The sequence below is a fragment of the Dyadobacter arcticus genome, from assembly GCF_011762185.1.
Classification (GTDB): domain Bacteria; phylum Bacteroidota; class Bacteroidia; order Cytophagales; family Spirosomataceae; genus Dyadobacter; species Dyadobacter arcticus.
Window position 1 is genome coordinate 26,899 of the sequence record NZ_JAASQJ010000008.1, and the last position, 13,816, is coordinate 40,714.

Genomic DNA, 13,816 nt, shown 5'->3' on the forward strand with positions numbered 1-13,816 from the left:
AAGTAGAATCTATGTGCAGTTTTTGATAATTGTCTCATAGTTTGCAGAAAACAACTCTATTTCCTTAAATATTAAAACAAATTTACCGGCCCTAGTAATATGAATCAATGCCTGTATTTCCCGATTAATTGCCTATATCGCCCGGCTCTATCATATATCTTAAAACCTGGGTCCGAAATATAACCAGTGCATAACTTTCGGCCGGTCCATCCATCAATGCCCCTGCTAAAATATTGCATTTATGGGCAAAAACATCAAATATTCGGGAATTCTGGTCATTTCCCAGCAGGAAACTGAAGCCTACCTTGGCAGTCGTATTTTCCATCTTTAATTCCAATCGTATGATTCAGTTTAAAAAAGCCAGAATTTTCAATGGCAGATCTAGATGCGCTCTTATTGTAATCCTTTTTATATTCCTGGCAGTGCAGCCATCAGCGTCTTACAAAATTGTCTTTCCAAACCAAATTACGTATCCGGTAATCGGACCGGACAGCGGCACACAAGCTTAGAGTTAACGTACATCGAAGTGAAAGGTAGGATAAACTAAAGTAAGGGCAGCGCCATGCCCGTACAAATTAATTTTCAGCTGATAGCCTAAATTCAATTTCTGATTTATTATTGTAAGGTTTGGTTCAGTATTGCGACTAATAGAACAGGAAAACTTCCCTCAGGTGATTCCTTGAGTAAAATTAGGTTATCAAAGGCTTAAGCTTAATATGGAACAGCGTCTTAAACCAGGCAAAACATATGCATTGAGATATGTATAGCAGAAAAGCACGCGGGCTTTCGTCCACACACCCCCTTGATCCGCATAAATGGGTGGCAAGGTATGCCGACTACCTGCATAACTTTGCACTTAAACGTATCAAAAATCAAGATTTAGCCAGGGATTTGGTTCAGGAAACATTGTTGGCTGCCCTTGAACGAATGGATAAGTTTGAAGCCAGATGTTCCGAAATTACCTGGCTTACAGCAATCCTGAAACACAAGATTAGCGACATACATAGGAAAAAATTGTCTGCGCGGCTCGAAATGCTTGACATTTCTGAGCTGAATCCATTCTTTAATGAACATGATGGTCACTGGATTGTGAAACACAGGCCTGTTGAATTCGAAATAGTCACTGATGAAGCAGAAGATGCTACAGAATTAATGGAAATTCTCCAGAAATGTATGAAGAAGCTGCCCAATCTCTGGTTTTCAGTTTTTACGATGAAGCATATGGATGAGAAGCCAACGGTTACAATCTGCGATGAACTCTCCATAACGCCAGCTAACTTTTGGGTGATTATTCATAGGGCCAAATTGAATCTGAGGGCTTGTCTTCAAAAAAATTTGAACTAGCAAACCAACATGAACTCCTTAAAAAAGATATACTGTAATTGCCGCAAAGCGACTTTTCTGATCGAAAAGAAGCAGATTGATTCAATTCGGTTTAGTGAGCACCTGGAGTTGTTGCTTCACCTGGCATGCTGTAACCCTTGCCGGACTTATCAAAAGCAGAGCCTTATGATAAATCGTAGTATAAAGAAACTTCTGGATAATAAGTTGAATGATGATACTGGCCTGGATCAGCAATTCAAGGAAGCTCTGCAGGAGAAAATTACTACGCAGTTAGATGAGAAATAATCTATAATTAATGAATTGATTATTAGGTAGTTGCAATCAGTGTCACACATAAAAACCAGGCTTGAAGGAAGCAGATATTTATAGAACCCAAAAATAGTTGTAAGGTTTAGTCTAATCAGCGACTAAGAGATTAAAGGGCTAGCACTTAATCTTTTGGAACGTATGAAAAACACAACTTTACCTGTTGATTTTCCCAATGACGCCAAGCTGGAAAACATAGGAACGCAACTAATCCGATATGGTCTGGCGATCGTGTTCATCTGGATAGGCATCCTGAAATTTACCACCTACGAAGCCGAAGGGATTAAGCCCCTGGTTGAGCATAGTCCACTGCTCTCATGGACTTACAACTTTTTAAGCGTTACCTCTTTTTCAGGACTGCTTGGCTTTATTGAAATTGTCATCGGAATCCTGATCGTTTGCAGACCTTTCTCTCCAAAGGCGTCCGCGATTGGCAGCATCGCAGCTGTCCTAACCTTTGTTATCACGCTGACTTTCATGATTTCTACTCCCGGCGTAATACAGGAAGGATATGGGTTTCCGTTCCTTTCTGCTCTTCCAGGTCAATTTTTGGCCAAGGATGTCGTCTTGTTTGGCGCATCGGTTTGGTCGGCCGGCGAAGCATTAGCCGCTTCGAGGGGTTTGATCCTGAGGACAAATACCTAGTTAACCTTGGGTTTACAGCTGAAATATCAGACTGATCATTTCATCTGTATGATGAATATCAGTACCTGATGACCTGTCATCAGTAATTAAATTTTGCTCGATTATTTTCAACAAGTCCGCATTTCAATTCATACAATCATAAACCAATTCAAATTCACAAAATGGGATATCAATCAAAATTGCTCAAAGCCGTAGTCGTATGTAGTATTTTACTCTTTCAGGGCTGTATAAAAGACCACAACCCGGATCCATCTATTCAAGTTGTCGGCTATCTCTATACGACCACAAATGGGGAAGATATAAATCAGGTCGTAAAATTTTCCCGTCATGCAGATGGTTCGTTGTCAGATGAAACTGCATATCCCACCAATAGTAAGGGTGGAGCTGATGTAAAAGCTGGTGGTGATGCTCATGGCGATTTTGACGCCCAGGGGGCCGTTCAGATCATTGGCGATTATTTGCTCAATACCAACGCAGGCGGCAATCAAATTTCAGTCTTTTCGCTAAATAAATCCAATGGCGATATCGCCTTTAAAAGCAACACCATTTCGGGAGGAACCAGGCCCGTAAGTATAGCCTATACCAAAAAATCAGGGATAGACGACGAGTATTGGGTAGTTGTTGGCAATCAATGGAATAATCCCAATGTACAAAAAGATGGAGCCGCAATTGAACGTTATCCGGACAATGCATTTCATGCGCAGGACCTGACACAGCCCGATGCGACTGATAATGAACGAAACATTCAGCTTTTTACATTTAATGCTAAAACCGGAGCTCTAAGCCCTGAGAAGCAATTAGATAAGTACGTTCGCGAAAATGGAGGTCCTACAACGGTAAGTTTTAGCCCGGATGGAAAAAAACTGGCCGTAGCGACATGGGGAATAGCCCATTTTGCTACCAAATTAACCTCGCTCGACGAACAACATCCAAGCCGGGTTTATGTGTATGATTTTGCCAATGGATCAGTCAGTAATCGGCGTTATTTTGAAGAACCGGGTATTTCAGGGACCATAGGTTTCAATTGGGCTATTTCGGGCAATTCAAGACTATTTGTTTCGAACTTTAACCTGATTCCTGCTAAATTAGACAATAGTGTAACAGTTTTGGACGATAACGGCTCTATAGTAGCAAAGGCCGCCAATTACGGGGTTTCTTCACCATCAGCGATTGACGAAGCTTGCTGGACCGTATTGAACTCTACGGGTGATAAATTATTCGTCGCCAGTTTTCAAACCAATCTTGTTTCGACATTCAATGTAGGCTCATCCGGGTTAATGCTAACAAAAACAGAGGCCAGAAGTGGTATTGCTCCCAATGGTGATTCCAAAGAATTGTGGATTTCTCCGGATAATAAGTATGTCTACAATCTTGGCGCTTTCCAATCATTCTCAATTAATCTTTTCGAGAATTCAGGATCGGGTGCCGCCTATAAATCACAAACTTTTTTGAAAACAACGTCTGCGGGAGCAGGTATTGCTGGAAAGTATAATTTCTTAGGTTTGGCAGGATTCGACCTATAAGGCCTTGCAAGTATAACCGGGAAGATATTCAATTTTTGATTTTGACCAGAAGTAGAAGCTGTCATTCAGTTTTCGTCTGGTCAATTTTTTGGCATTAAAAGTAGCAGGATTTGCCCAAAGGTGGGATGAACCAACCTGCCACGGAATGGAGTGCTCTGTGGCACCGTATTCTCTACTTCAAAACACTAACCTAATTACAAAATGAAGAAAAACGATTTTTCTAACCTGAAAGCAGTATACGTCAACTGCACTCTTAAGAAATCGCCGGACACCAGCCACACTGGGAGCCTGATGGAGGTCTCGATGCGCATAATGACGAAAGAAAACGTAAGCGTAGATCAGATTCGGCTGGTCGACCACGAGGTGGCCAGTGGGGTGTATCCAGACATGACCCAGTACGGGTGGGAAAAAGACGAGTGGCCCACCCTGTTTGCCCGAATTATGGATGCCGATATTCTGGTCGTTGGAACGCCCATCTGGCTGGGTGAAAAATCGTCCGTTGCTCAAAAGCTGATCGAGCGGCTGTATGCCATGAGTGGACAAGTGAACGAGAAGGGTCAATACCTGTTTTATGGCAAAGCGGGCGGCTGCATGGTGACAGGAAATGAAGATGGCATCAAGCATTGTGCCATGGGTATTCTGTATTCGCTCCAGCACGTAGGCTACTCAATCCCGCCCCAGGCAGATTGCGGCTGGATCGGCGCAGTAGGCCCGGGACCCAGCTACGGGGATACGGAGTGGAAGGGAGACAAGTTGTCTACCCCGATAGGTTTTGACTCTGAGTTCACCAACCGGAACACCACCTTCATGACCTACAACCTGATGCACCTGGCCAAAATGCTCAAAGAGCAGGGCGGGTATCCGTCCTACGGCAATTCCCGGGAAGCGTGGGATGACGGAGCGAGATGGCATTTTGACAATCCGGAATACCGCTAAACCGTGTTCATAGCAATCACTTTAATTTATTCTTTTATCTATCTACATTCCTAACTGAGTAATTCGGCGAAATCAAAAGGATAACGATTGTACAAGTACGATTAAACGTTTAACGAAAGCTTCTAACTGTACTATATTGTCAGCCCAAAGCCTCTTATATGGTAAAAAAAAATTTACCATATTTCATTTTAACCACGGTATTTCTGTACCCACTATAGTAAAATCATTTAGAAAGGAGATGGCTCTGCTCAGTATTTACCTAAAAAATACCGAGGGGTTATGAGTCTGTTACCCTAGGCCTTTTAAATAAATAAGAAGTTCACTGATTCCTATTAAGTACACTAATAATCAACTTCTTAACCGTATCCATCTCTTCTGGTTTGCTGGCCGCAGCAAAAAGCGTCAAACTTGCAAGAGCTTCATTGCTGATAAGTGCCGTCCCGGCCCCCGATTTTAAAAGGTCATTATTTTCTAGGAACAACAGGAAACAAGCAGCAGCAATTCGCTTATTTCCATCAACAAATGAATGGTTTTTAATGATCAGGTAAAGTAATGTGGCGGCCTTCTCTTCAATTGAAGGGTAAAAGTCTATCTCTCCAAACCCTTTGCTTATCTGTGCTACGGAGCTTTGGAAGCTATCATCCTTTTCCTTACCAAAAATATCTGAGTCGAAATCCCTTCTCATACTCTCAATGATATTTCGGTAATCTAATACCTGCGGATACTTCGCCTGGCGAGTTGTAATACCCTTCGGATCCAATTTTTCATGATCGTAGTCGTCTAGTAATTCAAGACCTTTGGCGAATTGGTCGAGCAATGTCAAATCTTTATCGCCCATCTTTGTTTCAATTGCCCGGCTTAGTATACGGATTCCGTCCCTTAGGGTTTGTACCTCTTGCTGCTTTTGATTCAGTTGTTTCTCATTAATCGCATAACCCTTGATCAGGTAGTCTTTTAAGCGCTGGGTTGCCCATTGCCGGAACTGAGTGGCTTTTGTTGAATTCACCCTATAGCCAACAGATATTATAACATCCAGGTTATACAAGTGCATCTTTCTTTTCTTTCCGTCTGCTGCAACCTGTTCCAAAATGGAACAGGTTGCAGCAGGATCTAACTCATTGGATTTATATATGTTACTGATATGTTTTACTACAGCGGGACGCTGAACCGAAAATATTTCAGCTAAAGAATGAGCGTCCAGCCAAACGGTTTCTTCCCCGAATTTTACTTCTATCTGTGTCTGCCCGTCCTGGCTTTGGTAGATTTCTATTTGATTCTGCATTTTCTGGATCTAGAATTCAAGTTTACAATAAATTTATAAATGTTAATAAGCCGTAGCGAATGGGCTGTTTTACGAGGACGTAATAATACTTCACCTTTACTCATCTTGCTCGTCTAGGGTGCGGCCAGTCAGGTACAATGCTTAACTAAGTGGCCCCAACACTACCTTTCATAAACTTTTACTGCCGAATTCATTCATTTAAATCAACAAAGAAGATTATCCGACAACAGAAGTCAAAATCAATCCCTTTTAAGATGGTTAAGCAACTCCCGCGCTTGCTTCGCCTCATTTTGCCTCTGTTTCAAAAGTTTTTCGGCTTCTCTGACTGTTATCTCATGTGCCTCACGCTTCTGTGTTTCAAGTTCCGCCCGGTCAGGATCTTCATAGTAAATACTATCGACCTCTGCGATCAAAGCTGGACTGAGCTGCCTGGCAATGCGGAATTTAGTATCGCTTTCTTGCAGTCGGCTGCTTTCGTTGTAGTTGCTGATGGCCATTGCGATGCTTATGGCCGTTGAGAGCAACAGCAATGCTGCGGAGATAATAAAGCCCTTCGATTGAAGGTCGAAGTGATGGTGGTGCTGGACTTCCGGAGTTTTTGGCACACTTGCAACTGCTTGCTTTATTTCCGAAAGGTTAGTCTCTAAATTTTGACTCGACGAATACTGTTTTAAATCTTTTTTTATGTCAATCAGGGTATCCGCAAGCGTTTTGTTTTGCGATTCGGCCGCAGTTTGGATCAGATTCTCAATCGACGCGTTTTTCCTGATCACAAGTGAAAGCACTTCTTCAATCGATTCGAGTTGTTCTTCTATCTTTTTCATAAGCTTTGTCCTAAGTATTTTTTACGTTTCTTCTTTTTTATTGGATTCGTACTCTGCTGGTCATATTGCTGGACAGGGCGGAGCAAGTCATCAAGTATTTTGTCATCAATGGTTTGCTGGGAGAGAGTAGCGAGCTGGAATCTTTCTTGCGGGCGGTCGGGTAGATATCCTGGCTGGATTTGAAACTGCTGCATCATCGCTTGTTTTTGATTTTGCTGGATCACTGCATCCAGCTTCCTAAAGCTCAAACTCCGGTCGATCTTAGACCCTTTGAATTGAAGACCGCCTTTGGTGAAGCTGACTCCCTGAATTTCGTTGGTGCCAGATTTGTATTTGAAGATGGCTTCGATGCCTCGCCTTTCCAGCTTGGCGTTCAACTCATTCCAGCTTGCAGCGGTAGCGCTTGCTATTTTAATTGCATCATATAATTCAAATCTGACTTTGTCTGCGCCTTTAAGCTGCTGCCGGTTGACCTGATTTTTGCATTTTCCCAAATGGTATCCGTATTTGAGCGTGATCTCTTTACAGACTTTGTGGTTCCTCTCTTTTTGAAACTGGTCTGAGATTGTCTTGCCTTCGTTATTCACCCGGTTATAGATAATGTGCAGATGCGGATGATTTTTGTCCCGGTGCTCCACCAGGATAAACTGCGTGCCGGTAATCTTCATCTTTTTCATGTACTCCAAAGCACGTTGCTGCATAATCTCAGGCGATAGGTGGACCGCATCTTCCCTGTTCCAACTGAGTGAGATATGCCCGACTGCCTTTGTCAGGTTGGGGTTCAGTTTCCTTTGCATATTAAAGTCATCAATAATGGAACGGACTTGATCCGTTCTCACACCTTCGGCCAGTAGCAGACTGGCATCCTGCTTTTCCATCGCATACCGGACTACACCTCCGAAGCTGCTGCCAATCGTTACCTTACCGATCATCGCTGCCGAGTTTTTTTAGGATCGAATCGATTTGCAAAAGCAGCTCTCTGCAGGATTGCCGGATAAATATCAATCCTTCTTTATGGGCAAGGTGCGCGAGCTGATTGAGGTTGTTGGCCATACCCGTCAGTGTCCTCAGATGTCTGAGGTCATCCGGTTGGAGCCTGGCTAAGACTTTCGCTTTCTTGGCAGCTTGCCTCAACCAGGCACTTGGTTTCATCCCTGCATCTTTTGCTTTTTCTTCGATCAGAAAGCGCTCGGTTTCTGTCAGCCTTACCATTAGTTGGCTCTGCCGTTTTACTTTTTTCGGCGGCCTTCCACCTTTGGGATTATAGGGCTTTGGGTCTTTGATTTCTGTCTTTTCCATCTCACATTCCATTATCTGTTTTAAACCTTTTGCGACCAACGGGAGAGAAAGGCAAGTTTCCGGTCACGCGGGAGCGGGGCGGGTTTTTGCGAAGCGAAAACACAAACTTGCTCTCTGAAGACTTTTACAAATGCAGCCCTCCAGACTTTTTGAAAGTCTGTTGCTTTTTCACTTCTTTTTGGCTTGATTTCTGACTGACTAAATAGTCATTGACATCCTTGTACTGCTTGTAAATGATCGAGGCGTCAACCGTTTTGAGCCCTGCGGACTGGTATTTTTCCTGCGTTTTTCTGCCAGCATTGTCATGATCCAGGTACAGGAAAATGCTGCGGTAACCTTCCAAAATATTCAGACTCCTGTCTGCTAGTGCTACCGAATTCAGGATTAGAAAATCACTGCGGATTGGATGCTCGTTTTTCTGCAAAGTAAGCAGTGAAAGAAAGTCCATGAACCCTTCCACCACACAGATGGACTTGCCTCCGTTGTCAATGTGCGTAATATCCTTGGGTGATGATGAACCTTTAAAATTAGGATTTCTGAGCTCATAACCGCCCGACCTGTTTTCAAATCCAACAGCGAAATATTTTCTGTCATCCAACTGGTAATACACTTCCTTACAGTAGGGCCTTGCAATTTCCACCGGAATACCCCGGCTTTCCAGATAGCTCGTTATTGCCAGATTGTTTCCCAAGGGCTTAATCTCGTTGATTGTAATTGCAGCAGCATTGACTGGTTTCTCAGTAACGCTTTGCCATATAGGCTTATCCTTCAATGAAGGGTTTGGGATTTGCTGTTCAAATAGAAAAAGACTGTTCAATTTTTCTATCAGACTACTTGCTTCCTGATTTGGATAGAGCCTTTCGGCCAGGTCAAATAACTTGCCGCCCTGCATAAGCCCGTAGTCATACCATCTGTTGATAGATGTATTCACCTTAAACGATGGGGAATGCTCCGGCTCTCGGATAGGAGATACATACCATTGGTTTTCACCCCTTTTATAGCTGGGCTCGATGCCGATTTTACTTAGAAAATCAGTGATGGGTAGCTGGTTTAATTGCTTGATATTCACGTTTTTATTTTTTGATAAGCAAACACTCGTTTTAAGCTGGCTGGTAGAAGCCGTTTTTATGATGAGACGATGAGAAATGAATATAAATAATTGATAATCATGTAAGTTATGGGCTCATCAAAGCCTCATCAAGCATATTCGCCATGATGAGTTTTCTCATCGTGCTCATCAAACCTCATCATAAATAGATATACTTTGATGAGCATGTTATCTGCTGATATTTAATTAGTTAAGTGGCAGTTTACAGCCCCTCATCAAACTTTTGGCTAATCCAGTCCATAGAAACACTGTAATACCTGCCGGTTGAATGCACCGCAGCAAGGTCATTGCAGCTGTTGTACAAATAGGTCTGGTAATTCAAACTGTTAGCCACCGGTTTTAAGCCCCAATCATTTTGCAGCACATTGGAAACCTGCTGGCGCGTCAACCTTGGCATATTCCGTTTCAAAAGTTCAAGCATGTCCTTATTGGTGAATTCGAGCTTGCTGATGCCCGTATTCTCGAAGATCTCGCGAAGGATAAAGAGCATTTCCGTTTCCAGTCGGTTTCGGTTGTTACGAATGACGCGCATCAACGCTTCCGTCCGGATCTGCCTTTCCGAAAACCACATCCTGGTTTGAGGTATGGGGACTGAGAGGTTCCGGGAAAGCAGGTGATTCAGAAAGGATGGAAGCTCGCTAGCCATTAAGTCCAACAGATGGATGTTTTCGGATGGAAGCACCGGCACCTTGCGTATCCAATACCGGGTTTCGGCTGGGTCGATGACAATGAAGTTTTCTTCATTGTTGGAGCACAGCACAAACTTGCCGAAAAATTCCGTGTCTTTCCTGTCCTTTCCTTTGGCTTCAACCTTGGAATTTTTGGCAGTACTCAGGTTCTTTATCTTTTCTGAATCCTCCCTTCGATCGAGCAGCACTTCATCGACAGCAATGATCAACGTGTTCATCCAGTCGGAATTGAATTGCGAGCGGAAATCACTGTTGCCGTTAAAGGTCATGTTCTTGCCAAAGATCATTTTCAGAAAGTTTAAGAAAGTTGTCTTGCCGGTTTTACGCTCTCTGGAAACCAGGCACAGCACCGGAAGCTTTTGTGTTGGTCTCTGGTAAAGCAGGCTTAAATAGTCCAGGCCAAGCTCAAACTGTTCCCCGAAAATGTGCTGTATAAACGCGAGCGTAACAGCTGGGTCACCTGGCTCGTGCCTAGCTTCCAGCCGATGGTAGAGATTGTAAAAGTTTCCGACGATCTCTTTGTAATCCAGGTGGTCGGGAACACAGCAGAAACCATCAAACTTTCTGATCTTCTTGATCTGACTGGGTTCTAGGTCCTGTCTGAGCATTTCGGCCGACCACGGGATCCACATCTCCATAAACTCCTTGCTGACCGTGGGCTGCATACACTTTTTGTAATAGCCGGTCTGCACCCGTATATAGCTGCCTGGCAGGTTCAACGGATAGTTGTTGGCTGACATCATCAGGTAAACAGCTTAGTGACGTCTTCCTTTGCCTGTGCTCACCAGGGACGGAAGCTTCTCGCGGAGTTCGGTCATGGTCTTCTTTTTGCCGGATTTGATCCATTCCTCTAATTCGGATTTATAGAAGTAAAGCCTTTTGCCCTTCTTGCTGACCGGGATCTCCCGGTGACAGACTTTTCCATACAGCGTCTGCACGGAAAGATTAAGAAACTCAGCGGCCTGGGAAATCGTCAAGAGCTCCACGGCTGGGGGGATGGGCGGCCGGGATTCCAAAAGAAGATCCTGGATGCTGTCGAGCTTTTTGTGAAGTTCTGAAACTGCGCGGGGCAGCTGGTCAAATGAGTATTGCTCCATAACAATAGCGTTTTTTGTTTGATACCGCAATGTTAGGTGCTTGTTTTGGTGGGTTACAAGTTGGAAGCAGTGTTACCCCACGTTTGCCTACCGATATTTTTTGATTTTTATTTAATTGTCACTCCCTTTTTTGCTTCTGCCAACAGCAGCCAAGGCAAAGCCACTGGCGCTGTTCCTGATGACATCAAGAATTGGCGACTTGCAAATTTTAGTATCCGAAGAAATGATTCCATTCAAATATCCAGTTGTGAAGGGCTTGGCCTGGCCATTTGAAACATACTGAAAATGCTCAATGATCCAACTTTCAAGCTCTGCCTTGTTACAAGAAACGATCAGATTGGCTTCTATGAGCTGCTTGAAAGCATCAGCCAGCTGGTTGCCATTGCTATTAAAAAGTAGTTTCTGGTTAGGTGAAATGTTGTTGGTCAGCAGCGAGAACAATGGCTGCTGTTCTTTCTCATCAAAATATTCCTTGAAGATTTTAAAAAACTGATCTGCTATTCCTTCGATAAATACAGGGAAACGGCGAATTCGCATTGCTGATGTTTCGCCAGCAGTCATCTTTTCTACCTCTAGATCACGTTCTCCTACTTCTTCAAGTACAGTGACTTCCTCTATGAAGGCCGACAGGCTTTCTTCTCTTTCCCGGACCGAATCGCAAAGGTCTTCCAAAAACTCCGGTGTGACGATCGCATCTGTCTTATTGGTTTCTAAAAGGTCAGTGTAGAAGATTTCTGCGAATTCGATAACAAGCAAAAAGTTGTCCTGAAAGTTTTCGCTATTCGCAGGATAACAGCGGAAGTAATTCTCCCAAAACCTGTTGAATAAGGATTGAAGCTTTTTTGTCTGATTCAGATATGCTTTTCGACTCTTGGTATCTGCTCCAATAATGTCGATTATAGCCAAATCCTTTAAAATCTGCAGGCGCTTTGCAAACTGCAATGAGAAATGTCGGGTCTGATGGGTAATATCATATCCTGGTTTAAAGACTGGACCAAGTTCCGCAGGCTCGCGCTTATCCCTGATTTCTGAAAGGCGAAGGTCAAATTTTTGTAAAAAGGTGAAATATTCCTTGAAGTGCTTCATGCTTTGAAATTTCAATACTGGCTACCTAGACGATGTTCAAGGCTTAGGACTATAACAACGCGCTGAGATATTTCTTCGTTTTTTCATCATCAAAACTACCTAAATAGCTTTCCGTGGTTGAAATTGATGTGTGACCGAGCGATTGACTGATGAATGCGAGTGGCGCTTCGGATTGCAGAAGGATCGTTGCAAAGGAATGCCTGGCGCTATATGTGTTTACATCACGCTCGATTTTAAGCTCTTTCGCAATTCCTCTCATATATTGATTGGTGATCTTGATTACCTGGCTAATAATAATCCTTTCTCTTAACGCTTCCATATCATTTTCAAGAAATGGGAAGACGTGCTTTCTAGGATGTCTGTCGCCATTTGTCCATCTATCTATGATTGATAATGTCTCGGGAAATAGAGTCACTTTGATACGTGTCTGATTGCTCTTTCTACTTCTCGCCGTCTTTTGCCGGACAAAGGTCAATTTATCGGCCTGAATATCCTCCCATCTCAATCGGCAAATATCATTAATATTCATACCGTTGCACAAATATGAAAATACCCACAGATCACGACTACGCTGCTCCATACCTGGCGTACATTGGTACTCCATAATTTTTAGTACTTCCACCTTCGTCAATGCTTTTTTTGTGTTGTTACCGGCTGGGATGGTATAACGATTTTTGGTGAATGGATATAAGTCCCGGCCAACGATTCCATTTTCGATAGCATCATTAAACACCGAACGGATGTGGCGACCGTAGATACCTACCGTAGTTAACGAAGCAGGCAAAGCTTTCCCTTTTTTGCTTTTTGCAGCTTTGCCGTGTTTGAGCATCCATCTTTCATAGATGGTTAACAACTGCGGTGTCAGGTGTTCGAATTTCATTACCAAATCCTCAGCGGCAACAGTCTTGCCCTTTGGAGCAATGAAGTTTAAATATTCATGCCTTTGGATAATAGTAAAGGATTCTGAAAACCGGATAAGAGAAGCAGCCGCTGACAAATAACTGGTAGCATTCCCGATTCTACCTTGTTCAGTCATGAACGCAGCTTTCAATTTGAGGGCGGCGACTACATTATTTTTATCCTTCCCGTTTTCTGTTGGTTTGCGCTCCTGACCAAACATACCTATTTTATAGGCAAACAGCTCGAAGCTAAAATCATCTCCCAAATTGGAGATAATAGACTTGGCACGAGCAAGGAAACCTTCAACCTCTTTACCAGTGTACTCTTCTTCAAAATAGTTGCCATAAAGCATGTTCCACAACTTCCTTCGATAATCGTTTTTGACCTGGCCGGGAATTCCACTTTTATGTTTTTTCAGGAACGCCCAATCCTCATCCTGCACCTTTATTCCAGTTGTAAAAAGTCTCTGTTTTCCGTCGAAGGAAACCAACCATTTTACGATACCTGCGCCCTCCTTTGAGGTACGTTTGTCCAGAAATAAATTAACCGTTATAACACCCATGATTTCTTGTCATTTGGTAGTGGTTGCAATAGACTTGCAATACAAATTTAGAAAATATCCACAAACAACAAAAAATAAAAGTAGCCAAAAAGTTATTAACTACCTGATATATTAACATTTGAAAAAATATCAAAAAATAAGAAAGTAGTAAAAAATTCTATTTTTACGTGACTCATAATCAGTAGGTGCCTGGTTCGATTCCAGGTGGGCCCACT

14 protein-coding genes are annotated in these 13,816 nt (G+C 43.0%); 4 read left to right on the top strand and 10 right to left on the bottom strand.

Annotated elements, in window-relative coordinates; genetic code table 11:
* Positions 1–124: 124 nt before the first annotated feature.
* Positions 125–325, bottom strand: coding sequence for a hypothetical protein (locus tag FHS68_RS25980; RefSeq protein ID WP_167277151.1), 201 nt, complete (start codon positions 323–325; stop codon positions 125–127).
* 434 nt (positions 326–759) lie between these two features.
* On the opposite strand from FHS68_RS25980, the gene FHS68_RS25985 reads away from it, so the two are divergent.
* The 4 genes from FHS68_RS25985 to FHS68_RS26005 all read left to right on the top strand — a co-directional run bounded on the left by FHS68_RS25985 (position 760) and on the right by FHS68_RS26005 (position 4,754).
* Positions 760–1,344 carry a sigma-70 family RNA polymerase sigma factor gene (locus FHS68_RS25985; RefSeq protein WP_167277153.1) on the top strand — a complete coding sequence of 195 codons (585 nt, stop codon included), beginning with the start codon at positions 760–762 and terminating at the stop codon, positions 1,342–1,344.
* Positions 1,345–1,791: 447 nt separating this feature from the next.
* Positions 1,792–2,295, top strand: coding sequence for a YkgB family protein (locus tag FHS68_RS25995; RefSeq protein ID WP_167277160.1), 504 nt, complete (start codon positions 1,792–1,794; stop codon positions 2,293–2,295).
* Between the two features lie 161 nt (positions 2,296–2,456).
* On the top strand, positions 2,457–3,818 hold the full coding sequence (locus tag FHS68_RS26000; protein WP_167277162.1) for a lactonase family protein: 1,362 nt from the start codon (positions 2,457–2,459) through the stop codon (positions 3,816–3,818).
* Between the two features lie 201 nt (positions 3,819–4,019).
* Entirely contained in the window at positions 4,020–4,754 is a 735-nt protein-coding gene (locus tag FHS68_RS26005; protein ID WP_167277164.1) for a flavodoxin family protein, read from the top strand.
* Positions 4,755–5,073: 319 nt separating this feature from the next.
* Here FHS68_RS26005 and FHS68_RS26010 read toward each other — a convergent pair whose 3' ends face one another.
* The 9 genes from FHS68_RS26010 to FHS68_RS26050 form a co-directional block, all read right to left on the bottom strand.
* Positions 5,074–6,036 carry a virulence RhuM family protein/type II toxin-antitoxin system death-on-curing family toxin gene (locus FHS68_RS26010; protein WP_167277167.1) on the bottom strand — a complete coding sequence of 321 codons (963 nt, stop codon included), beginning with the start codon at positions 6,034–6,036 and terminating at the stop codon, positions 5,074–5,076.
* Between the two features lie 239 nt (positions 6,037–6,275).
* Positions 6,276–6,860, bottom strand: a complete 585-nt coding sequence (locus FHS68_RS26015) for a hypothetical protein (protein WP_167277170.1) — start codon at positions 6,858–6,860, stop codon at positions 6,276–6,278.
* Complete coding sequence (locus FHS68_RS26020) at positions 6,857–7,792, bottom strand: relaxase/mobilization nuclease domain-containing protein (RefSeq protein WP_167277173.1); 936 nt, start codon at positions 7,790–7,792, stop codon at positions 6,857–6,859. The genes FHS68_RS26015 and FHS68_RS26020 overlap by 4 nt, the downstream gene beginning before the upstream one ends.
* Positions 7,782–8,159, bottom strand: a complete 378-nt coding sequence (locus tag FHS68_RS26025; RefSeq protein ID WP_167277175.1) for a plasmid mobilization protein — start codon at positions 8,157–8,159, stop codon at positions 7,782–7,784. Before FHS68_RS26025 ends, FHS68_RS26020 begins: the two co-directional genes overlap by 11 nt.
* A gap of 124 nt (positions 8,160–8,283) precedes the next feature.
* Positions 8,284–9,228, bottom strand: coding sequence for a toprim domain-containing protein (locus tag FHS68_RS26615; protein WP_167277178.1), 945 nt, complete (start codon positions 9,226–9,228; stop codon positions 8,284–8,286).
* A 241-nt stretch (positions 9,229–9,469) separates the two neighbouring features.
* Positions 9,470–10,699 carry a primase-helicase family protein gene (locus tag FHS68_RS26035; RefSeq protein WP_208408464.1) on the bottom strand — a complete coding sequence of 410 codons (1,230 nt, stop codon included), beginning with the start codon at positions 10,697–10,699 and terminating at the stop codon, positions 9,470–9,472.
* A gap of 12 nt (positions 10,700–10,711) precedes the next feature.
* The gene (locus FHS68_RS26040) at positions 10,712–11,053 is read right to left on the bottom strand and encodes a helix-turn-helix domain-containing protein (RefSeq protein ID WP_167277181.1); all 342 of its coding nucleotides are present in this window, start codon (positions 11,051–11,053) and stop codon (positions 10,712–10,714) included.
* 111 nt (positions 11,054–11,164) lie between these two features.
* Positions 11,165–12,139 carry a hypothetical protein gene (locus FHS68_RS26045; RefSeq protein ID WP_167277183.1) on the bottom strand — a complete coding sequence of 325 codons (975 nt, stop codon included), beginning with the start codon at positions 12,137–12,139 and terminating at the stop codon, positions 11,165–11,167.
* Positions 12,140–12,188: 49 nt separating this feature from the next.
* Entirely contained in the window at positions 12,189–13,601 is a 1,413-nt protein-coding gene (locus FHS68_RS26050) for a site-specific integrase (protein WP_167277186.1), read from the bottom strand.
* Positions 13,602–13,816: the final 215 nt, after the last annotated feature.